The organism is Micromonospora sp. KC721 (assembly GCF_004348355.1).
GTDB lineage: Bacteria > Actinomycetota > Actinomycetes > Mycobacteriales > Micromonosporaceae > Micromonospora.
The window spans coordinates 18,130-37,804 of record NZ_SMJY01000039.1 but is presented as its reverse complement, the minus strand read 5'-3'; the positions used below and the strand labels follow the sequence as shown (position 1 = coordinate 37,804).

Genomic DNA, 19,675 nt, shown 5'->3' with positions numbered 1-19,675 from the left:
CGGCGCCGGGCTGGTCGAGGATGACCCGGGAGTCGGTCAGGGAGCTGGTGGCGAACGCGAGCCGGGACGGCACGTTGGCCTTGATCAGGCCGGTCACCACGTCCACCGAGGGCGGTGAGCAGGGCGGGCAGCTCGTCGGGGCGGGTCAGGACCTCGCGGGCCTTGGAACCCTCGGACGGGCCGACCACGCGCAGGTCCTGGAGCTGGTCCATGAGGCGGCCGGCCTTGGCGAAGCCGATGCGCAGCTTGCGTTGCAGCATCGAGGTGGACCCGAACTGGCTGGTGACGACCAGCTCGGCGGCCTCGCGCAGCAGGGCCCGCTCGTCGTCGTCGAGCCCGTCGACCACCGCGGTGTTCACCGTCGCGTCGGACAGCGTCTCGTCGGTGGTGGGGATGACAGTCGGCGCGGTGGTGGGCTGCCCCGTGGTCTGCTGTCGCCAGTGCTCGACGACGGCGGTGACCTCGGCGTCGGACACCCACGCCCCTTGGATCCGGGTAGGGGTGGACGCGCCCATCGGCAGGAACAGCCCGTCACCGCGGCCGAGGAGCTTCTCGGCGCCGGGCTGGTCGAGGATGACCCGGGAGTCGGTCAGGGAGCTGGTGGCGAACGCGAGCCGGGACGGCACGTTGGCCTTGATCAGGCCGGTCACCACGTCCACCGAGGGGCGTTGGGTGGCCAGGACGAGGTGGATGCCGGCGGCGCGGGCGAGCTGGGTGATCCGCACGATCGAGTCTTCGACGTCGCGGGGGGCGACCATCATCAGGTCGGCCAGCTCGTCGACGACGACCACCAGGTACGGGTAGGGCTCCAGCGTGCGGTCGCTGCCGGCCGGGGCGGTGATCTCACCGGCGCGGACCTTGCGGTTGTACTCGTCGACGTGCCGCACGCCGTGGGCGGCCATGGCGTCGTAGCGCAGGTCCATCTCCCGCACCACCCACTCCAGGGCATCGGCGGCCTTGCGGGGGTTGGTGATGATCGGGGTGACCAGGTGTGGGATGCCCTCGTAGGCGGTCAGCTCGACGCGCTTGGGGTCGATCAGCAGCAGCCGCACCTCCTCCGGCGTAGCCCTGGTCAGCAGGGACACGAGCAGGGTGTTGAGGCACCCGGACTTGCCGGATCCGGTGGCCCCACCGATGAGGATGTGGGGCATGGTGGCGAGGTTGGCGGTGGTCGCCTTGCCGTCGATGTCCTTGCCCAGGCCGACCAGCAGCCGGTGCCCGTCGCGGGCGGCGCGGGAGCGGATGACGTCGCCGAGGGTCACGACCTCCCGGTCGGGGTTGGGGACCTCCACGCCGACGGCGCTCTTGCCCGGGACCGGGGACAGCAGCCGCACCTCCGGCTGACCCACGGTGTAGGCGAAATTCTTGGCCAGGCCGGTAACCTTCTCGACCTTCACGCCGGGACCGAGGGTGATCTCGTAGCGGGTGACGGTGGGCCCCCGGTGCGCGTCGGTGACCTTCGCGGCAACCTTGAACTCGTCGAGCACGCCCTGCAGAGCGGCCCGGCCGGGGTCGGTGGCACCGGGACGCCGTCGGGGCGGGTCACCGGCGGCGAGCAGGCTCAGCGGCGGCAGGTGGTAGCCGCCCACCGCCGCCGGCGTCGGCACGGGCACCGGGCCGACCGGCCCCGACTGGGCCGGCTGCGGCACCGTCGGGCGGGCCGATTCCACGGAATCCGCAGAGCGCGGGGTCCGGGGGGCCGGCACCGTGGCGGCCGGCACGGCGACCTCCCGACCGTCCTGGTCGATGTCGTCGAACTCGTCGACGTCGTCCAGGTCGACGTCGTCCAGGCCGCCACCGGCCGGGCGGCGGCAGGCGGTAATGAGGCTGGCCACCACGGCGACGGGGCTGATGCCGGTGGCGGCGGTGACGCCGGCGGCGATGAGCCCGACCAGCAGCGGCACCGCCCCCCACGCGCTCAGCGGACCGTCCAGGGCACCCATGACCCGGCCGAGCAGCCCACCCGCACCGGTGACGGCGAGGTCGAGCAGCCCGGCCGCGCCAGCGGCGACCAGCACGGTGCCGGCAGCCTGGGCGAGGATGCGGACGGTGTGGCTGCCGGCGGGGTGGCGCATGGCCTGCACCGCGAGCCACAGCAGCGGCAGCGGGGCGAGCGGGGCGAGCCCGCCGAGCAGCCCGCCGGTGACACCGGCCGGGACGTCCAGGATCCGGCCGGGCCACCCGGCGGGATTGGTCCACTCGGCGGCGGCGACAAGCAGGCCGGTCAGCAGCAGGGCCAGGCCGGCGGTGTCGTGACCGGGCAGGTCGACACCGGAGGTGCGGTGTGGGCTGGGCAGCCGGCGGGCGAGCCGGCCGGCGCCAGTCGCCGTGGTGTGCCAGGCGGCGCGGGCGGCCTGGCCGCACCAGCGGGCGAACGCGGCACCGTGGTCGGCCTCGGTCTTCTTGGCATTGGTCTTCTTGGTGCTGGCCATGGGCGAGGGCTCCTTGTCCGGACCGGATGGTGCGCGGCAGAGGGGTCAGGGATGGGCCTGGCGGCCACCGCGAGGGCCGGACCCCGGAGAGGGCCGGCCATCACGGAGGGCGTCAGCCGGCGATGGTGAAGGGGCCGCCGCGCTGGGCGGGCGGGGTGATCCGGTCGGCGTCCTTGAGCTTGGTCAGCAGCGCGTAGAGCTGGGCCTGGTTAACCGGGCAGTCCGGCCGGTCCAGCAGCGCCTGGGCGGAGGCAGGGCCACGTCGCAGGCACGCGAGCACCCACTCGGCGCTGGTCTGCGGCGTGACCTGCTCGACCACGGTGGTCGCTTTGCGTCCGCCGCCGAACGCTGCGCGCAGCCGGTCCACCGCGCTGCCGCTGCCCGTCGTGGCCGGGCGCGCAGCGGTGGTGCCGGACGGGGCCTTGATCGGGGTGTTCGGGTCGATCGGGGGGACGGTCCAGCGGACCGGGACGCGAGGGCTGGCGGCGGCGACGGCGGCCTCGTCGAGGTGGGGAACGCGGCAGAGCATCCCGACCCGGTTGCTGTGGCGCAGGTAGCCCATGCCGGCGGTGGTCTTGCCGTCGATCTCCCGCTCGATGGCGAACGGGTCGCCGACGAAGTCGTCGGGCAGGATCGTGGTGCCGCTGCCCCGGTTGGACAACCGCAGAATCAGCGCGTTGCCGGCGACCTGGGCGTCACGCAGCCGCACCGACCCGCCCAGGGACTTCATCTGGGGAAGCTGGGTGGCCAGGACCAGGCCGGCGCCGGTCTTGCGCATCGTCTCGGCGGTCTGCTCGACCAGGGGGACCAGCGGGGTGTTCGGGATCAGCACGAGCTGGCACTCGTCGACAACGACCATCAGCTTGCCCAGGCCGAGGGCCTGCACCCGGGGGTCGTGCTCGTCGTAGGTGTCGACGCCGGCGTCGGCGAGCAGCTGGGAGCGGCGCATCACCTCGGCGTGGAAGCGGCGCAGCAGCAGGATCGTGGCCTCGACGCCGGCGTGGTACTCCACCGTGTTCTTCCACGCGGGCAGGCTCTGCCCGTTCTGCGGGTCACCGATCACGACCTGGAAGCGGCCTTCGAGCAGGTTGGCGATCAGCACGCCCAGCGCGCGGGTCTTGCCGGAGCCGGAGGAACCGACGACCAGGCCGCCAAGAACGCCGAAGTTCGGCCGGGAGAACACCCACTGGCCGGGGGAGCCGTCGGTGAACCGGGCGAGCTCGCAGCGCCCGTTGGCGTAGGTGGGGCCGGTCCACGGCACGCCGTCGGCGATGTGGGACTGCTCGACAAGGATCACCCGCAGCCAGGCGGTCTTGCCGGTGGAACGCCATCCCACGGTGCCCTCGTTGAGGTCCAGGGCGACCTCCACGTCGGTGCCCGACTTGAACAGCGGTCCCGGCTTCGTGCCGGGCGCCAACCTCACCAGGGCCTCGGTGACACCCGGTCGGGGAGAGTCCGCCTTGACCAGGGTGGTGCCGGCGCACACGCCCTCAGCGACCACCTCGTGCTGCCAGCGCTGCTGCCAGTGCGCGGTCAGCGGGTCGACCACCGGCACCGGCGCGTCGACCATGACAGGGGTCGGCTCCGGCTCGGGCTGCGGGGGCCGCTGGCGCAGGTGGTACCACCACGGCCAGCCCAGCACCGCACCCAGCAGGGTCGGCACGGCGATCGTCGCCGTGGGGTGCGCGGCGAGGGCGGCCGGCCCGCCGGCGGCGACCGTCGCGACCGCGGACCCGCCGAGCACCACGGCGACGGCGGCCCGCCAGGCGCGCACGGCGCGGGAGCGGGCCCGCCACCTGGCCGCGGTGGCGGCGATGGCCAGGGCGAGGATCGCCACTGTCTGCCAGGACACGCCCAGCGGCCCGGCAACCGACGCGACGACCAACTCCGCGAGCACCCAGTAGAAGGGGAACAGCCGCCGCCAGCTGCGCTTGATGATCCAGCTGACCGCGTAGGCGGTGACGGCGAGCAGAGCGGTCAGGGCGCGGCCGAACTTGGCGGCGCGGTCCGCGCGGATCTCGGAGACGGTCCGGGTCGACATCGGCGGGGCTCCTTCGTCAGGGCTGGCGTGGCGGGGTTGGGGATCGGGCCCCGGGGCGGCGGTGCGCCCCGGGGCCCGGGGGTGGTTGGTCAGCCGACCAGGACTTCCTTGCTGGCGACGTTGCCGCCGGCGTCGGCGACGGCCTCGGCGACCTGGCCGTCCTTGGCGTTGAAGTCGGACAGGGCGGCCTGCAGTTCCTCCTGGGCGGTGTTCAGCGACGCCTGCGCTGAGGCGAACGCCTCCGCCGCGTCGCGCAGGTGCCCGACGGTCGAGGCGGCCATCTCCAGGCCCTCGTAGCGGTCGGCGGCCTCGGTCAGCACGCCGGCGACCCCGGCGACCTCCTCGGCCCGCTCGGCGGCGGCCTCGGCGGCCTGGGTGAACGCGGCGCGGATCTCCTCCGGCCCGGTGGCTTCCAGGTTCACGGTCATCTCCCTCAGTTGCTCGGTGGTGCTGGACGTGGTGCCGGTCGCCGTGGTGGCGGCCGGGTGGTGCTGGTCGTCCCCGGCGTCGGTGCCGGAGGTCTGGTGGGTGGCGCAGTACGGGCTGTCCGTGCCGACCGGGTTGTCGCACCACTCGTCGGGCAGGCCCTCGCGGATCTCCCGGTGGGCGCACTTGCCGTACAGCTCGTTACGGATCCGCTCCACGTCGTCCTGGCTAAACGGCGTGGTCGGGGCCGGGGCGTCGGCCGACATGAGGCAGATGTGCTTGGCCGCTGCGGTCTCGGCCGCGGTGAGCGTGTCGAAGCCCGACTGGCCGGCGCGGCAGCGCGGGCACCGCCACCGGTACGTCGGGACATCGGGTGCCGGGTCGGGAATCGCCCGCAGCCGGCTGTCGTCCGCGCCGCAGCGCGGGCAGGTGAACGGCATCTCGTCGGTGACACTGCGCTTCCCGCACCGGTCGCACATGGTGTGGTGCGACCGGCGCGGCCACTCCCGCGTCGGCTTCGGCATCGGCGGCACCGGGTCGTCGGCCGCCGGCTGCGGCGCTGTCGCCTGCCGCTCGGGCTGCCCGCCGACCGGCTCCGCCGAGTCCTGGGCACCGCCGGGGATTACCCGCAGCGCCGGCCGACGCGGCTCGTCCTCGCTCCCGACGCCGTCGCCAGCGGTGGGGGTGGGGGATTCGGCGGAATCAGCGTCGGCGGCCTCGGTGGGCTTTCCGGTGTACTGGTCGGGGTGCTCGGTGCGGGTGTGCTCCCGACCGGCACCCTGGGCGTTGGCCTCGATCCGGTACGGCCGGCTGTGCCAGCCGCACAGGTCGCAGTCGGCGTACCAGCGGCCCTGCTCGTCGACGTCGACGACGACCCCGTCGACGGCCTGGGCGCCGCGCTTGCGGGCGACCGCGCGGCGGCGGCGTGCCCGGGCCCGCTCGGTGGCGTCCTCGATCAGCCCCGCGAGGTAGCCGTCGGCGGCGGCCACCGTGCTTCCGGTCCGGCCGGCGCCGGCCGACCCGTCTGCGGTGGCCTTCTGCTGGGCGGCCAGGTGGCGGGCGCGGGCCTGACGGCGCGGGCTCTGCTTGCCCCGCACGGCGTAGGAGGCGTCCTCCAGCAGCAGCACCGCGATCTTCGCCACCGCCAGGTAAACCAGGATGTCGACGAAGATCATCGGATCACGTCCCGGATCGTCTCGCCGAGACCACCGACGACCACCGGCAGCAGCAGCGCGCAGGTCAGCGCGATGTGGGCCAGCTTGGCCTTACCGCCACCGCCGCCGCCCTTGCCGGGAGTGCCCTTGCCGGCGGACTTGCCGCCGCCCTTGCCGCGCAGAAACACCACCACGACGATCCCGAGCGCGAGACCCAGCGCGGTGGGGATGGCCAGGGCGACGTCCCGGGTGTCCTGACCGATCCAGTCGCCGATCGGCTCGGCAACGGTGGTGACGGCCTTGGCAAGCCACGTGTTGACCTGGGTCACCACGACGCCGGCGAGCAACGCGCCCACCACCAGGGCGGCCACGACCCGCAGCCGGGGGGTGAAGTGGAAAACGATCGACAAGACGATGTAGACGAGTCCGCCGAGCACGATCAGTGCGCTGGTCATGACTGGTGCCTCCTTTCAGAGGGTTGCGATGAAGACCGCGGCCACCGCTGCGGCGGCCAGCGATCGGAGGGGATGCGCGAGGACCCACGAGGCCAGGTGCAGCAGCCCACGGGGGATGAGCACGAGCACGGCCCAGCACGCCATCGCGATCGCGTGGGCGTCCTGGCCGTCACGGGCCCGGCCGGCCGGCTCGACAAGGTCACACAGCGGCTCCGGGGAGCCGGTCCACACCGCCGTGATGCTCTCCCAGTCCCCTGGAACATCACGGAAAGTAATTCCGGTGCCGGAATTGGGGCCAGAAGTGGCCGGTGTGATCTGTGCGGCTTCGTCCTGGTTCGATTCCGGCAGGGGAGGGGCCGGCGGCCCATCTGACCTGCGCGGAGCGAGAGAAACAACGTCCGCCTCACGCCGGAATGGAACTCGCGGCATCGGTGACGGTCGGTAGTTGTCCTCGGCGGGTTGGGCGCTCACGGGATCACCTCCATCAGGGGCGTGTGGTGTGGGGTCGGGTGCATCGGGTTTCCTCCTGCCGAGGGGTGGGGCCACGGCACCCGACCCGACGTCGTCGGCGGGTCGAGCACCGTGGGCTCACCTCCTCAGTGCTTGCCGTCCGTGGGGATGGCCGCGAGCACCGCGCGTACCGTGCGGTCACTGACTCCCGTGGCCGTGGCCAGGTCTTTCTGCAGGGCATCGGGGTTGTCCTTGCGGGCCTGCAGGACCTTGAGGACGGTCTCGGGGCTGGTCCGGTCGACGTGCGGGACCGGCTTGCCGTCGAACAGCAGGGGCTCGGCCGGCTCGGCTGGCGTGGTGCTGGTCCCGCGACGAGGGCGGCGGCCCGACTCGGCGGCGGCTTGAGCGAGCGCGGTACGAAGCCCTGCGGCCTCCTGAGCTGCGGCTTCGGCCAGGGCCTCAGCCCGGTGCAGGGCCTGCTGCGCCTCGGTCAGCTCCCGGCGAGCCTGCCCGGACACAGCCTCGGCGGCCTGCAACCGTCGCCGCGACTCGGCCAGCTCGGCATCGAACTGGCCCTGCATCCGCGACGCGCGGGCCGTCTCCACCCGTAGGGCGTCGCGCGCAGCTTCCGCTTCCGCCACGGCCCGGTCGAACCCGGCGCGTGCTTCCGCTTCCGCCTGGCGAGCCAGGGCCGCCACCGACGCTTCCGCTTCCGCCCGGCGGACGGCTGCGACTGCTTCCGCTTCCGCCGTGCGTCGGGCGACCGCTTCCGCTTCCGCCCGATCGAGCGCGGCGCGTGCTTCCGCTTCCGCCTTCACGCGGGCCACCGCTTCCGCTTCCGCCCGCCGCTCGGCGGCGACGGTGTGTGCTTCCGCTTCCGCCAGCGCCGCCCGGACCGACCGGAGTTCGGTCCGCGCTGCTTCCGCTTCCACGTGCGCCCACGACGGCAGCGCCAGCAGCGGCGCCGGGGTTCCGGTGTGGGCGAGCTGCACCAGCGCGGCCAGCGCCGGCCCGGCCTGCCCCTTCTTGGTGGCCTCCTTCGCCGCCTGGCGGGCCCGGTCGGCGACCTCCGCGACAACCTTCTGCTGCCGCTGCCGTTCCTCGGCGGCGGCGGCCAGGCGCTGCTGCTCGGCACGCCGTGCCTCGATCCGGCGGCGCTTCTCGGCCCGCCGCGCGTCGGCCTGTTCGATCAGGGCCTTCGCGCCGGGGCTGAGCCGGTCACGCACGTCGACGCGCCACGCCGCGAACGTCTGGCCCGGGTAGGTCATCCACCTGCGCCAGCCGAACCGCTCCGGCGGGTCGGGGATCATCCCCAGATCGCGCAGCGCCTTGCGGTGCTTGGCTCCCGATCGGACCTCGTAGACGATGATCCCGATCGCGCTGAGCACGGACAGACCGATCGCCTTTACCGGCTCGGCCCCGTGGCCGATCGCGTTGATCGCCACCGCCGCCGCCGTGCAGACCCAGATCAGGCTCCGGGCCGCCAACGCTCGCTCGCCACGCAAACGCTGCTGCTGGGCGGTCAACGCCATCGCCAGGCCCGTGCCCTCGATCGCGATGGCCGCAATCACCCCGACCGGGGTCGGCAGACCGTGCGCCCGCGCGGCGTCGACCTGCCCGTACACCGCGCCGGACACGGCCAGGCCGTAGACCAGGCCGCAGTAGACGGACGCGGCGTTGTCACGCACGTACTCGACGCGCCGCTGCGTCCACGCGGCCAGCTCCGCCCGCCGGGCCTGCTTCCGCGCCCGCCGGGCCTCCCGCTCGGCCTCGCGCTGCTGCCGACGCCGCTCCGCCCGGTCAGCCTTGACCTGGTCGCGCTGCGCCGCGATCTGGAGCTTGCCCTCCTGCATCCGCAGCCGACGCTCAGCCTCGGCGTCCTGGCGAACGATCTGCTGCTCGGCGAGAATCCTTTCTCGCTCCGCGGCGGCCAACTCCCGGCCTATCCGCCGGTCCTGCAACGCCAACTGGCCCAGATCCGGGCCGTTGTGCAACGCCGTCACCGCGCCACCTCCAGGGTCTGCGCCGGTACGGGAACTCGCTCGTCAGCAATCCGGGCCCGCCCGGTGCCGAGCAGCTCCCGGGCGATCTCGTCCTCCGCGCACGACTGGTGGCACGCCGTGCCTTGGGCGTCGCGCATCTTCGTGGCGGTGTCGCAGACCCTGCAGGGCAGCGACCGGTCGCGGTCGTAGTGACCGGGGGCGGTCCAGTCCAGGTGCACCCGCACCACCAGCAGCGCGGCCATCAGCACACCTCCCCGCGAGCCCGGCGAGCAGCCCGCACGCGGGCCAGCAGCTCCTTGCCGAGGGGGTCAAGGTCGGCCTCGTCGACGTCGACGGCCAGGGGGTGCCGGCGGTCGTCGACCCACCGGGCCGCCCAGCTCGCGCCGGTGACGGCGGCCACCAGGCCGACCGCGACGGCGGGGGAGTAGAGCAGCACCTGCGGCACCTGGTCGGCGTACTCCGCGAGGGCCCGGCCGGTCAGCGCCGCCGCCGGAGCCCCGACGACCGCCGCGCCGGCGGCGACCCGCAGCGCCCGTGACCGAGCCGGCGTCACCGGCTGGTTCGCCGTGCGGCGGGACTCACGCTCGGCGTCGACCATCCGGCGCAGCTCGCTGGCGTACCAGCCCGGCAGCGCCGCCACCTCGGCTGCCCGGCGCTCCAGTCCGGCGTCCGTCAGTCCCGGCAGACCCGCGCGGTACTGGGCCAGCGCGGCGGCCAGGTCCAGGGACCTCGTCGGGGTCGTCATGCCGCACCCCCCAGCGCACGCGCCGTCTCGGTCATCTCCCGCAGCCGCACCACCGGCCGCGTCTCGACCGGCGGCAGCTCCACGATCCGGTCGTACTCGGCGACCTGGTCACCACCGGCCGCCTTGGCCCGGTAGAGCGCAAGGTCCGCCGCGCGCAGCACCCGCGACGGGACGTCACCGACCATCGCCGACACCACGCCGACGCTGGCCCGCACCGTCAGCTCCTGGCCACCAGGTAGCGCCACCGGCGTGGTCAGTGCCCGCAGTACCTCGGCACCCAGGAGGTTGGCGATCGGTGCCGGCGACGGGCAGACCAACACGATCTCGTCACCGCCGAGCCGGGCCACCACCGAACCGTCGACCTCGTCGATCGCGGCGGACAGCCGGGCCGCGACCTCGACCAGCACCGCGTCACCCGCGTCGTGGCCGTAGGTGTCGTTGACCTGCTTGAACCCGTCCAGATCGACAATCGCCAGGTCGTAGGACTCCCTGGCCAAATCCGCCAGCGCGCCCGCCAGACCGGCCCGGTTCGCCAGACCCGTCAGCGGGTCGGTGAACGCCGCCCTGCGGGCCTCAGCCAGACGGACTCGATCCGCCCGGACCGTCCGCACAGCCCACACATGCCCCGCCAGCGACAGCGCCGCAGCGGCCGGCACCAGCATCTTCAGCGCCTTCACCGGGTCACCTCCGACCCCGTCGCCGTGGCGTACGCCGCGCGAATCTCTCGGGGGATCCGGCCGCGATCCTTGACCTCGTAGCCGTTGGCCGCTGCCCATGCGCGGATCGCGGCCCGCTGGTCGGCGCCCTCCCGGCGGTTGCCCCGTGACGGCGATGCCGTGGAATCCCGGCCTGTCGTGCGCAGCTTCTGCCGCACCTCAGCGAGTTCCCGCGCGAGGGCGGCCTCGGCCTCGGCCAGCGCCCTGCGCTGCGCCTCGGCAGCCTCCCGCTCCCGGCGCTGCGTCTCCTCCGCCTCGATCCGGGCGGTCAGATCCGCGACCAGACCGGTGATCTTCTCGGCGAGCTGCCGGGTCCGCGCCCGGTCACTGCCGGCCGCCACCCGCAGCAGTTCCTCCACGCCCCGAGGGGTCGTCGGCGCGGTCGAGGTCGCCTCGGGAGCAGTCGGGTCGGTCGCCGGAGTGCCGGGGCCGGTAATGACCCGGATGCCCATCGGCATCCGCTGCCCGGGGGCCGTCGTGCCCCGGGCGGCCCGCACCACGGCGGCCCGGTCGATGCCGTTGGCCGGCGTCATCGTCGTGGTGGTCATGCCGGCATCACCACCGTCGCCGGCAGCAGTCCCCGCAGCGCCTTCAACGCCTTGTACTGCAGACCCTTCACCGCGCTCGGGGTCTTGCCCAGCACCTGGGCGGTCTCCTCGATGCTCAGCTCCCGCAGGTACCGCAGCGTGATGCACTGCCGCTGCACCGGATTGAGCTGCTCGATCCCGGCCATCAGGGCCTCACGGGTCAGCGTGTCCACCGCAGCGGACTCCGGGCTCGACACCCGGCCCGCCGGGACGGCGTCGTGCAGCTCCGCCACCGGACGCTCGCGCCGCTGGTGAGACCGCATGTAGTTGATCACCAGGTTCCGGGCGATCGTGGTGATCCACGCGCCGAAGTCGCCACCCGGCCGGCGGAACGCCGCCAGGTTGCGCAGGGCCCGCAGGAACGTCTCCGAGGTCAGGTCCTCGGCCGCCTGCCGGTCCAGCACCCGCCGGTAGATGAACCGGAAGACCTGGTCGACGTACCGGTCGTAGACCAGACCGAACGCCTCCGCGTCACCCGACTGCGCCCGCGCCACCAGCACAGACACGTCATCGGACATTGCTCCGGGATGGTGCTGCGCCGAATTTTGGGCAGCACGTACCCTCATTGCCGGCATCTGAGCCTCCTTGGGTGGATGCCATTGGCCTCGGCGGGCCGCAATCCCGCCGAGGCCTTCCGTCTTTTACCCCCCTCAACTAGTGCTGTTTAGGGGGGTGGACATAGAACACCACAGCCCATACCTTTGGTCAACCCCCCTGAACCAAGCAACGAAGATAGGCCCCTGAATCGCCCCTCGCTCGGTCAACACACTGGCCGCCTAAGCTCTTGATTAGCCCCCTCACCCGGAGTGGAGTAAGCCGTGCCTGACACGCAGGAGGCGACTACGCCTCAAGATCGCCTTCAACGAGCCCGCAAGATCAATGCCTTGATCGACGACCACCAGATGACGATCGCCGAGCTCTCCCGAGAGAGGCGCGAGATCTTCGAAGGGCTTCTACATGACGGCATGACGCAGTTGCAGATCGCAGAGGCGCTGGGCATGTCTCGCTCTCGGGTCTCCCAACTGCTGTCCGCCGGCGTGCGACCAGAGCGAGCACTGTTGGGCTCAGGAAGGCTGACGGTCGCCATCGGCGGCAAGCGCGAAATGGGTCGAGCGGACGGCAAGCCACTCGCAGTGCTGTCCGCCGAGGCATTGGCCGCCTACGACCGCATCGCCGAACTGGCTAGGTCGGTCGGGCTCAGCGCCGACCATGAGATCGTGCCGCCGCCAGGCATGGTCAACCTCAACCGAACGAACTTGATCGTTCTTACGAGCCCTCGGCTACTGCCGTTCGTGGGCCAGGTCCTCGAAGCCGATGAGCACCTAGGATTCGCCGTTGACGAGCAGGGCTGGTACCTGATCGACAAGAATGCCGACAAGGAGTACCGATCCCCCAGCGACAGTGGCGAGCCGATGGATTTCGCCTACATCGGCAGGCTTCCCCGGCCCGACGGCAAAGGAACTTTCTTGTATCTAGCTGGGATCCACGGTCCCGGAACGGCCGGAGCCGCCCACTACCTGGAGGGTCACCTGGCTGAGATCTACCGCGAGGTTCGTGGACGCCGCTGGTCTGCCCTGATTACCTGTCACTTCGACCCAGGCAGCCGGCAAATCATCTCCAGCGAGCTGCTGACTCCGATCTTTCGGCACGAAGGGGCATAGCCACATGCGGGTGCTGGTCGCCAGCGATTCGGGCAACGCCGGCCGGGAAAACGAAGACTGGGCCCACGCCGACGACCGCCTGGTGGCCGTGCTGGACGGCGCAACTGCCCGCACGGAGACAGGATGCATCCACGGTGTGACCTGGTATGCCCACCGACTTGGCTCCACCGTCGTCGAACTGGCCCATAACTACTCAACACCGCTGCCGCAGGCCCTCGCGGGCGCGATCAGCCGAGTAGCCGCAGAGCACCAGGACACGTGCGACCTGGACCACCCAGGCACCCCATCGGCCGGCATCAGCCTGGTGCGCTTCCGCCGTAGCAGCCTTGAGTACCTGGTCCTTGGAGATGTCTCGCTAGCGATTGATCAAGGCGGGGAGCTGAGCGTAGTCACGGACGACAGGGTCAGCCGCACAGCTGCGGCCGAACGTGCGGAGGCGGACCGGCATCCGATTGGGTCGCCAGGAAAGGCAGAAGCGCTACTCGCGATGAAGCACGCCGAGTTGGCCGCACGCAACGTTCCTGGCGGGTACTGGATAGCGGAGGCAGATCCCAAGGTCGTCGAACACGCCCTTACAGGCTCCTGCGAAATCGGCGAGCAGACCAGCGTGGCGATCCTCAGCGATGGTGCCGCCCGGGCAGTCACTCTGGGCCTGCTCTCCTGGCCGGACACCATGAAGCTGCTGCGCACTGAAGGTCCGACAGAGCTCATCGCGCTGGTCCGTCAGGCCGAGGCGGAAGACCCGCACGCGACCAGATGGCGGCGTAACAAGCGCTCCGACGACGCAACCGCGGTGTACGCCGACGGATTCACGGCATGAGACGGCGAGTGGCTAGTCCGGCATGTAGATCACGGGCAGGTCGCCGTCGCCGTACCGGTTGTCTCGGGTGAGGATCGAGGCGTCGTGTTCGAGGCTGGCCATGACGGTGGTGGCGAGGTCGATGCGGCCGGTGTAGGTGCGCCAGTAGCTCAGTTCGTGCCAGGACTGCCCGTCGGTGGGAAGTACGACGCAGGCGTCGAGGGCGAGCAGGCGGTGCACGGCGGCGCGGTCTTTCGGGTCGTCGATGACGGCCAGGGCTTCGGCCGCGGTGACGGCGGTGACGGCGAACCGGTTGCGGTCCTCGATGACCTCGTGCAGCGGTTCGCCGACGTGCACGGAACCGGCGACGTAGGCCAGTAGCGCTGACCGGTCCAGCAGCAGCCGGACCGGTCGGTCCTCGTCGTCGCCGGTCACGCGACCGACTGCTGGCGAGAGCCGTTGGCCTCGTCGAGCAGGTGCTGGCGGACCCGGTCCCGTACGGCCTGGCGCCGCTCGGCCGGCCATTCGGCCTCGACGGCGGCGCGACGGGCACGGACCTCGGCGACGCCCTGCTCGGTGACCTGAATGCCCTGGTGGGCCAGCTCGGCGGCCAAGGCGTCCAGGCGCATCCGGTCACGGACGGCCTGGGTGATGTACGCAGAAGCGTTGGGTTCGCGCTCCAACTGCTCGGCGACGTCGGGCGGGACGGAGATCGACAGCTTCCTCACCTGCGCGGTCATACCGAAACCATACGCTGGGTAGTACCGGCTTGGTGTCACCTGCGGGGTTACGACACGGCTAGGAGGCGGATCAGCACTTCAGCGCCTGGGTGGCGAATAGGCGCTCTTCCGCGTGGATGGTGTGTTGGGTTGGGCTCTGCTCGCTTGACCTTGACCTTTGGGCAAGCCCCAGCCTGGTGCGTGCCGGTCGCTGTGACCGGCACGAGGAGGATGTCGACGTGGGGCTGCTGACCATCGGGGCGTTTGCCCGGGCGGCGAGACTGACACCGAAGGCGTTGCGCCTGTATGACCAGGTCGGGCTTTTACCGCCGGCCGCGGTGGATCCCGAGTCTGGATACCGGCTCTACGACCCGGAACAGTTGCCGCCGGCCCGGCTGATCGCCCAGCTACGTCGCATCGGCATGCCACTGGCGGAGATCCGCACGGTGTGTGGCTTGGAGCCCGCGGCGGCGGCTGAGGCGATCACCGCGTACTGGCAGCAGGTCACCGCCGATACCGCAGCTCGCGCACAGCTCGCCACTTTCCTCGTGGACCACCTATCAAAAGGGGGCACCACCATGTCTCACGCGAATCCGACCCTTGCCATCCGCTACGCCGCCGGGTGTGACATCGGGGCCGTGCGCGACAGCAACGAGGACACCGCGTACGCCGGCGAGCGACTGCTGGCCGTCGCCGATGGTATGGGCGGCCCCGGCGGCGCCGCGGCCAGCAAAGCCGCGATTGACGCTCTCAAGGCGTTGGAGCTCACCGACGTACCGGCCGCCGACCTGCTGACGATGCTGGCCGGTGCAGTCACCGACGCCGACCGCACCGTGCGGGCGCTGGCAACCGACGATCACCAGCCGGCCACGACGCTGACCGCGCTGTTGCGCAGCGGCTCCCAGATAGCCCTGGTGCACATCGGCGACACCCGGGCCTACCTGCTGCGCGGCGACGAACTGTTCCTGCTCACCCAGGACCACACCTGGGTACAGACCCAGGTGGATCAGGGCAAGCTCGACCGGGACCAGGCTGCCGCGCATCCCCAGCGGGCGCTGTTGGTGCGCGCCCTAGGCGTCGGCCAGCAGGTCGAGGCCGATCTTGCGCTACGCACCGTCCTGCCCGGTGATCGGTATCTGTTGTGCTCCGACGGGCTGTCCGCCGTTGTCGACCGACCCGCCCTGCAGTCCGCACTGAGCACGCCGGCCGATCCCGAGCACACCGTGCAACGACTGATCGAACTCGCCCACACCCAAGGGGCACCGGACAACGTCGCCTGCGTCGTCGCCGACTTCTCCGCGGCGGCATAAAGGCCTCGCCGTAGTTCTCAGCGAAAAAACAACTCCAGCCCTGGTCGTGGGCGGTACGAACGCCCGGATCTCGGGATCTACATCCCCGCCTTTGACCAGCGCTGGAGTTGTTTTTGGTCTGGAAACTACGGGCGGGCCTACAAGGCTGATAGCTGGCGCGCCTGCGGCGGGAGAGCCATGGCCTGGATCCGGGTGATGCCGGCAGCATCACTGCCACCTGCCGCGGTACGTCGCTCAGTACGGCCGCGGCGTGGTCCAGCCAAGCCGGGTGTAGACCCGCCGACCGGCCAGCCGCCACCGGTCCATGCTCGACAACGGCGGCACCCCGACGGTCGGAGCGTCGCCCGTCGCCGGCGACGCCTCGTACGTCACTGACTGCCCTCAGCAGACACCGACTTCACCCGCCGACGGCCACCACCGGCCTCGGCCAGGAGCCGCACCCCGGCGTGTGGACCCGTCGGGTATGGGTCGGTCATGGCTCGACGCGCGGCACCCCGGTGCGGCGACTTCCGGTACGGGCATCGACGTGCTTCGGTGGGGACACCATCCACCACGCATCGACGGGAGCACGTCATGCCGCGGATCGCTTCGAACCGGGCCCTCACCGGCCTCGCCATCGGCCTCCTCACCGCGACGCTGGGCGCGCCCGGCGTCGCCACCGCCGCGTCCAGGCCGGTCGGCGCCCGGCTCTGCGCACTGAAGCCCCTGCCGCTGCCGACCGACGTCACCCACGGCGAGGCCGAGGTGATCGACCCGACCGGCCGGTTCATCGCCGGCCGCGGGGTGCGGATCACCGGCGACGTCTGGGAGAGCTTGCTGCTGCTCTGGGACGGACCGCGCGTCTCGGTGGTCCCTACCGACGCCGGCGAGCAGGTCAGCGGGGTCAACCGGAACGGTGTCGTGATCGGCAGCATCTTCGTCGGCGGCAGTTACCGCCCGTGGCGCTACCGGGACGGCCGGCTCGAAGAGCTGCTGGTCCCGGCGTCCGTCTCCGGCGCCTGGGCGGAGGGGATCAACGCCCGCGGCGACATCGTCGGCCGCGGCGCGGTCGAGGCGACCGAGACGATGCTGCCACTGCTCTGGCCGGCCGACCGCCCCGGCACAGTCGAGGTGATCGACGCCCCGCGGGATGCCATCCCGATGGAGATTCTCGACGACGGCACCGTCGTCGGCAACGCCGGGGGCTCGGGCGGTTCCCCGCCGGCCCTCGCGTGGGTGCGCCGGACTGACGGACGGATCGACCGGCTCACCAGGCCGACCGGCGAATACTCCTGGGTGACGGCCGCCGCGGGTGACTGGGCCGTCGGCGGCGTCGGCCCCGGCCCTGACGGCGAGGGCTACACGCCGACCCGCTGGGACCTGCGCAGTGGGATCGACGTGCCGACGAATCCGGGGCTGTCGACCGTACGGGACATCAACGCCCGCGGCATCGTGCTCGGAGTCAAGGCGGTCGACCACGGCGACCGCCTGGTCCCGCTGCCCGGCGCCGTGCCGGGCACGGTGAGCGTCTGGGGCATGGAGATCGCCGACAACGGCACGGTCGTCGGCTACCTGAGCACGGACAGGCTACGGCCGGTGCGCTGGATCGGCTGCTGACCGCCCAGCTACGCCGACATTCCTGCCCCTCCGGTGGCGCTGGGCAACCCGGTCTCCCCGGCCCGCCGCCGTCGCGGTGATCGGCTGGTCCCGGGTGCGGCTGGGCGACCACTCCATCGCCCAGGTGCTCGCCGGCACGGTGGCCGGCGTGTTGGTCGCCGCGCCGACGTTTCTGCTGGTCGGCTAGGTGGCCCTCGGCCCCGGGCGCCCGCGCCGGGTCTGCGCCGCGCCCGCCCATACGCGGACAGCGGGTGGGCCGCCCCGACGGCCGGGACGGCCCACCTGGTTCCACCGTGCCGGCGGGCTAGCGGGTCGCGCAGATGGCGTACGACCTCAGGTTCCAGTTGCCGGCGAAGGCGTCCTCCTCGTGGGTGGGCGTACGCCGCACGGCGGCCAGCGTCACCCACTACGCCTGCCCCATCCTAGGAAAAAGTGTGCACGAAGCCGTTAAGCCGGGTTCGTCCTAGTCGTGCTGTCTGGGTTGCTGCTCGCACCCGCTGGTGTGTCAGAGAACGCACGAGGGGCATGACCCCATGGTTACACCGGGTCAAAGTCGCACCTCAGAGTGCCTGGTTCTTTCGCCGCAACGGCGGGAACCTCATCCCGTAGCACAGCGGCGCAGAAGAAGGTGTCCAGGTTCCCTACTCGGATATCCCCCGTTTATGACAGACTGCGGAGGCTGCGACACGCTGCAAAAGTAAGTCGCAACACGGAAGAACGCCCCGCCCTCTGGCCGCGAACCTTCGGAGCGGAGCGCCTTCTCGACCGGTCACGTAGCCCTGCCATCAGGCAGGGCTACAACCCTTTCCACGTCTTGTAGAGGTGCAGCGCCTGGACCGCCACCTGCATCGCAGGAATGATCCACTTGCTGATCCTCCGCCATCTCCACCATGGGGCGGAGCTGTACGTGGGGCGGAGACACCGGCACACGTGCCGGTGAACCCGCCGGGTTGAACGGTTCGACATGAGGGCCTCCAATCCCCCGAGCAACGGGTTCGCGCCCGGGATCCCAGGGAACGGTCCCGTGTCACACGCCCGCGGTCATGGAGAAGCTCACGTCGGAGGGTTACTCTACTGCCCCGCAGCCTCCGTACGGACCGCAAGTATCGCCAGTCGTGCAAGGCAGAGTGGCCACTGTGGCGTTTCCCCCGGTCAGGACGGTCGTGCGGCGCACCGTCCGGTGACTAAGTTCTCGTGTCTGAAGTCTCCGAGCGTCGTTTCGAAACTCGGCGCATGGCACGCAACACAATTGGCTTGGCCACCGGGGCCAGGAGGCCATCGCGTGCCGGTGGTGGAGCAGGCGCTCTGCGCCGTCGGGGAAGGGGAAGTGGGCCAAGACCAGCGTCAAGTACGTGCTCGACCGTTACGACGCGGCGCAGGGGTCGGCGTAGGCCCTTGTGGACGGGTTTGCGGGCTTGCCCGCGCACGGTGCCGGGGGTGGGGTGGGATCTCCTCGTGTCGGCCGATCTCCGATCGACCGGGCCGGCTCCGGGGCGGCCAGGCTCGGCGTAGCCGACCGCGAAGCGGCTTGGCCTGGTCGTCCCGGGGACGGTCTGGTAGCCCTCTGGGCGGCTGGCGCGAGGGGATCCCACCCCTGGGTGACCACTCACCCACCTGGCACCGACGGTCGCCCCCGGGCATCTCCGAGAGAGGCCCCGCCGGAGGCGTCGTTCTACCGCCGGTCTACCGGCGGGAACTGACCCGCAACCGACGCGCGGGCGCTGCCCCGGTGCGCCCACCGGCGGCGCGGCAACGGGGGTGCGGCGTATGCGCCGGCCGGCTACCTTGATGTGCTCGGACGATCATGCGGGGGAATCGTGAGCGAGCCGCACAGCCAGGCCACGCCAGAGCGGGACGTCGACGCGGCGTTGACCGGGTTGCAGGACCAGATTGACGCGATCGTGCGGGTGCTGGGCGATCACCAGCGGGTGTTCGAGGCACTGCGTGCGGCGGGGCTGCTGCCGGATGGTGGTGGCGCGGGCCAGGACCGGTGATGGCTGAGCCTCGTGACACGACGGTCGAGCGGATCGTCGCGTCGGTGGACCGGGCCGATGACCTGGCGAGTCGGGCGGAGTCCCTGGCGGCGCAGGTAGCCGGCCCGGCCCCGGTGCCGCCCGTGGACCAGGCTGTTCGGCAGCGGTTGCTTGCTGCCCAGGCCATCGCGGTGGAGGTCTACCGCCAGCAGCTCGACGACGCGCCAGGGCCATCGCGGTGGCTGACGGCACAGGGCGTGCCAACTGACGGGCGATGGACGGTGGGATACGCCCCGGACCGGCCGGCGACGGTCGTCAACGAGCTGCGGCGGCGCGGGTTCTCCGACGCCGAGATCGTGGCCAGTGGCCTGGCCGCGACCAGCCGCGGCGGGCAGTTGGTCGACCGGTTCCGCAACCGGGTGATGGTCGGGGTGCGCGACCACCGTGCTGCCGGGGCACCGGTCGTCGGGTGGGTCGGCTACGCCCCGCCCGGTGCGGCGACCGACGCGGCCCCGGTGCTGCACAGCCCCACCACGGCGGTCTACCGGCCGGCGGACTGCCTCATCGGCCTGGCGGAGCAGCCCGAGCGGGACGGCCGGGCCGTCGTG

20 protein-coding genes and 1 pseudogene are annotated in these 19,675 nt (G+C 71.8%); 7 read left to right on the top strand and 14 right to left on the bottom strand.

What is annotated here, in order from left to right; translation table 11 throughout:
• From E1182_RS10060 to E1182_RS10010, 11 genes are all read right to left on the bottom strand, one after another.
• Window positions 1–2,432, bottom strand: a 2,432-nt coding sequence (locus E1182_RS10060) for a DNA translocase FtsK (protein ID WP_132263315.1), incomplete at its 3' end; no start/stop codon positions are given.
• Window positions 2,433–2,544: 112 nt separating this feature from the next.
• On the bottom strand, window positions 2,545–4,473 hold the full coding sequence (locus E1182_RS10055) for a type IV secretory system conjugative DNA transfer family protein (protein ID WP_132263313.1): 1,929 nt from the start codon (window positions 4,471–4,473) through the stop codon (window positions 2,545–2,547).
• Between the two features lie 89 nt (window positions 4,474–4,562).
• Window positions 4,563–6,074: a hypothetical protein gene (locus E1182_RS10050; protein WP_132263311.1), complete on the bottom strand. Its 1,512-nt coding sequence runs from the start codon at window positions 6,072–6,074 to the stop codon at window positions 4,563–4,565.
• Window positions 6,071–6,508, bottom strand: coding sequence for a hypothetical protein (locus tag E1182_RS10045; RefSeq protein ID WP_132263309.1), 438 nt, complete (start codon window positions 6,506–6,508; stop codon window positions 6,071–6,073). The genes E1182_RS10050 and E1182_RS10045 overlap by 4 nt, the downstream gene beginning before the upstream one ends.
• Before the next feature lie 15 nt (window positions 6,509–6,523).
• Window positions 6,524–6,739: a hypothetical protein gene (locus tag E1182_RS10040; protein WP_132263307.1), complete on the bottom strand. Its 216-nt coding sequence runs from the start codon at window positions 6,737–6,739 to the stop codon at window positions 6,524–6,526.
• A 365-nt stretch (window positions 6,740–7,104) separates the two neighbouring features.
• Window positions 7,105–8,961, bottom strand: a complete 1,857-nt coding sequence (locus E1182_RS10035; protein ID WP_132263304.1) for a DUF2637 domain-containing protein — start codon at window positions 8,959–8,961, stop codon at window positions 7,105–7,107.
• Window positions 8,958–9,203 carry a hypothetical protein gene (locus E1182_RS10030; RefSeq protein WP_132263302.1) on the bottom strand — a complete coding sequence of 82 codons (246 nt, stop codon included), beginning with the start codon at window positions 9,201–9,203 and terminating at the stop codon, window positions 8,958–8,960. The genes E1182_RS10035 and E1182_RS10030 overlap by 4 nt, the downstream gene beginning before the upstream one ends.
• The gene (locus E1182_RS10025; RefSeq protein WP_132263299.1) at window positions 9,203–9,706 is read right to left on the bottom strand and encodes a hypothetical protein; all 504 of its coding nucleotides are present in this window, start codon (window positions 9,704–9,706) and stop codon (window positions 9,203–9,205) included. The genes E1182_RS10030 and E1182_RS10025 overlap by 1 nt, the downstream gene beginning before the upstream one ends.
• A complete protein-coding gene (locus E1182_RS10020) occupies window positions 9,703–10,383 on the bottom strand; it encodes a GGDEF domain-containing protein (protein ID WP_132263296.1) in 681 nt (226 codons plus the stop codon). Before E1182_RS10020 ends, E1182_RS10025 begins: the two co-directional genes overlap by 4 nt.
• Window positions 10,380–10,970 carry a histone-like nucleoid-structuring protein Lsr2 gene (locus E1182_RS10015; RefSeq protein WP_132263294.1) on the bottom strand — a complete coding sequence of 197 codons (591 nt, stop codon included), beginning with the start codon at window positions 10,968–10,970 and terminating at the stop codon, window positions 10,380–10,382. The genes E1182_RS10020 and E1182_RS10015 overlap by 4 nt, the downstream gene beginning before the upstream one ends.
• Window positions 10,967–11,527, bottom strand: coding sequence for an RNA polymerase sigma factor (locus tag E1182_RS10010; RefSeq protein WP_243706139.1), 561 nt, complete (start codon window positions 11,525–11,527; stop codon window positions 10,967–10,969). Before E1182_RS10010 ends, E1182_RS10015 begins: the two co-directional genes overlap by 4 nt.
• 300 nt (window positions 11,528–11,827) lie before the next feature.
• Here E1182_RS10010 and E1182_RS10005 point away from each other — a divergent pair, with 300 nt between their 5' ends.
• Together E1182_RS10005 and E1182_RS10000 are read left to right on the top strand one after the other, a co-directional pair.
• Window positions 11,828–12,670 carry a sigma factor-like helix-turn-helix DNA-binding protein gene (locus E1182_RS10005; RefSeq protein ID WP_132263292.1) on the top strand — a complete coding sequence of 281 codons (843 nt, stop codon included), beginning with the start codon at window positions 11,828–11,830 and terminating at the stop codon, window positions 12,668–12,670.
• 4 nt (window positions 12,671–12,674) lie between these two features.
• Window positions 12,675–13,490 carry a protein phosphatase 2C domain-containing protein gene (locus E1182_RS10000; RefSeq protein ID WP_132263290.1) on the top strand — a complete coding sequence of 272 codons (816 nt, stop codon included), beginning with the start codon at window positions 12,675–12,677 and terminating at the stop codon, window positions 13,488–13,490.
• Between the two features lie 12 nt (window positions 13,491–13,502).
• Here E1182_RS10000 and E1182_RS09995 read toward each other — a convergent pair whose 3' ends face one another.
• The gene (locus E1182_RS09995; RefSeq protein WP_132263288.1) at window positions 13,503–13,904 is read right to left on the bottom strand and encodes a PIN domain-containing protein; all 402 of its coding nucleotides are present in this window, start codon (window positions 13,902–13,904) and stop codon (window positions 13,503–13,505) included.
• Window positions 13,901–14,209: a hypothetical protein gene (locus E1182_RS09990; protein ID WP_132263285.1), complete on the bottom strand. Its 309-nt coding sequence runs from the start codon at window positions 14,207–14,209 to the stop codon at window positions 13,901–13,903. The genes E1182_RS09995 and E1182_RS09990 overlap by 4 nt, the downstream gene beginning before the upstream one ends.
• A 218-nt stretch (window positions 14,210–14,427) precedes the next feature.
• Between E1182_RS09990 and E1182_RS09985 the strand changes: the two genes are divergently transcribed.
• Window positions 14,428–15,498, top strand: coding sequence for a MerR family transcriptional regulator (locus E1182_RS09985; protein ID WP_165942571.1), 1,071 nt, complete (start codon window positions 14,428–14,430; stop codon window positions 15,496–15,498).
• A gap of 234 nt (window positions 15,499–15,732) precedes the next feature.
• On the opposite strand, the gene E1182_RS31030 is transcribed toward E1182_RS09985, so the two are convergent.
• On the bottom strand, window positions 15,733–15,870 hold the full coding sequence (locus E1182_RS31030; protein ID WP_165942570.1) for a hypothetical protein: 138 nt from the start codon (window positions 15,868–15,870) through the stop codon (window positions 15,733–15,735).
• A gap of 201 nt (window positions 15,871–16,071) precedes the next feature.
• On the opposite strand from E1182_RS31030, the gene E1182_RS09980 reads away from it, so the two are divergent.
• From E1182_RS09980 to E1182_RS32960, 4 genes and pseudogenes are all read left to right on the top strand, one after another.
• Entirely contained in the window at window positions 16,072–17,094 is a 1,023-nt protein-coding gene (locus tag E1182_RS09980) for a hypothetical protein (RefSeq protein ID WP_132263281.1), read from the top strand.
• 76 nt (window positions 17,095–17,170) lie between these two features.
• Window positions 17,171–17,281, top strand: coding sequence for a phosphatase PAP2 family protein (locus E1182_RS32965; protein WP_371687530.1), 111 nt, complete (start codon window positions 17,171–17,173; stop codon window positions 17,279–17,281).
• A 1,630-nt stretch (window positions 17,282–18,911) separates the two neighbouring features.
• Window positions 18,912–19,088, top strand: a complete 177-nt coding sequence (locus tag E1182_RS31025; RefSeq protein WP_165942569.1) for a hypothetical protein — start codon at window positions 18,912–18,914, stop codon at window positions 19,086–19,088.
• Window positions 19,088–19,624 (top strand): annotated as a pseudogene (locus E1182_RS32960) (hypothetical protein); the annotation flags it as partial. The gene E1182_RS31025 and the pseudogene E1182_RS32960, both read left to right, overlap by 1 nt.
• Window positions 19,625–19,675: the final 51 nt, after the last annotated feature.

Bases quoted from the DNA above. Each gene is read 5' to 3' on its own strand.
- E1182_RS10055 (WP_132263313.1), bottom strand. From the start codon at position 4,473: ATGTCGACCCGGACCGTCTCCGAGATCCGCGCGGACCGCGCCGCCAAG.
- E1182_RS10050 (WP_132263311.1), bottom strand. From the start codon at position 6,074: ATGATCTTCGTCGACATCCTGGTTTACCTGGCGGTGGCGAAGATCGCG.
- E1182_RS10045 (WP_132263309.1), bottom strand. From the start codon at position 6,508: ATGACCAGCGCACTGATCGTGCTCGGCGGACTCGTCTACATCGTCTTG.
- E1182_RS10030 (WP_132263302.1), bottom strand. From the start codon at position 9,203: ATGGCCGCGCTGCTGGTGGTGCGGGTGCACCTGGACTGGACCGCCCCC.
- E1182_RS10025 (WP_132263299.1), bottom strand. From the start codon at position 9,706: ATGACGACCCCGACGAGGTCCCTGGACCTGGCCGCCGCGCTGGCCCAG.
- E1182_RS10015 (WP_132263294.1), bottom strand. From the start codon at position 10,970: ATGACCACCACGACGATGACGCCGGCCAACGGCATCGACCGGGCCGCC.
- E1182_RS10010 (WP_243706139.1), bottom strand. From the start codon at position 11,527: ATGTCCGATGACGTGTCTGTGCTGGTGGCGCGGGCGCAGTCGGGTGAC.
- E1182_RS10000 (WP_132263290.1), top strand. From the start codon at position 12,675: ATGCGGGTGCTGGTCGCCAGCGATTCGGGCAACGCCGGCCGGGAAAAC.
- E1182_RS09990 (WP_132263285.1), bottom strand. From the start codon at position 14,209: ATGACCGCGCAGGTGAGGAAGCTGTCGATCTCCGTCCCGCCCGACGTC.
- E1182_RS09980 (WP_132263281.1), top strand. From the start codon at position 16,072: ATGCCGCGGATCGCTTCGAACCGGGCCCTCACCGGCCTCGCCATCGGC.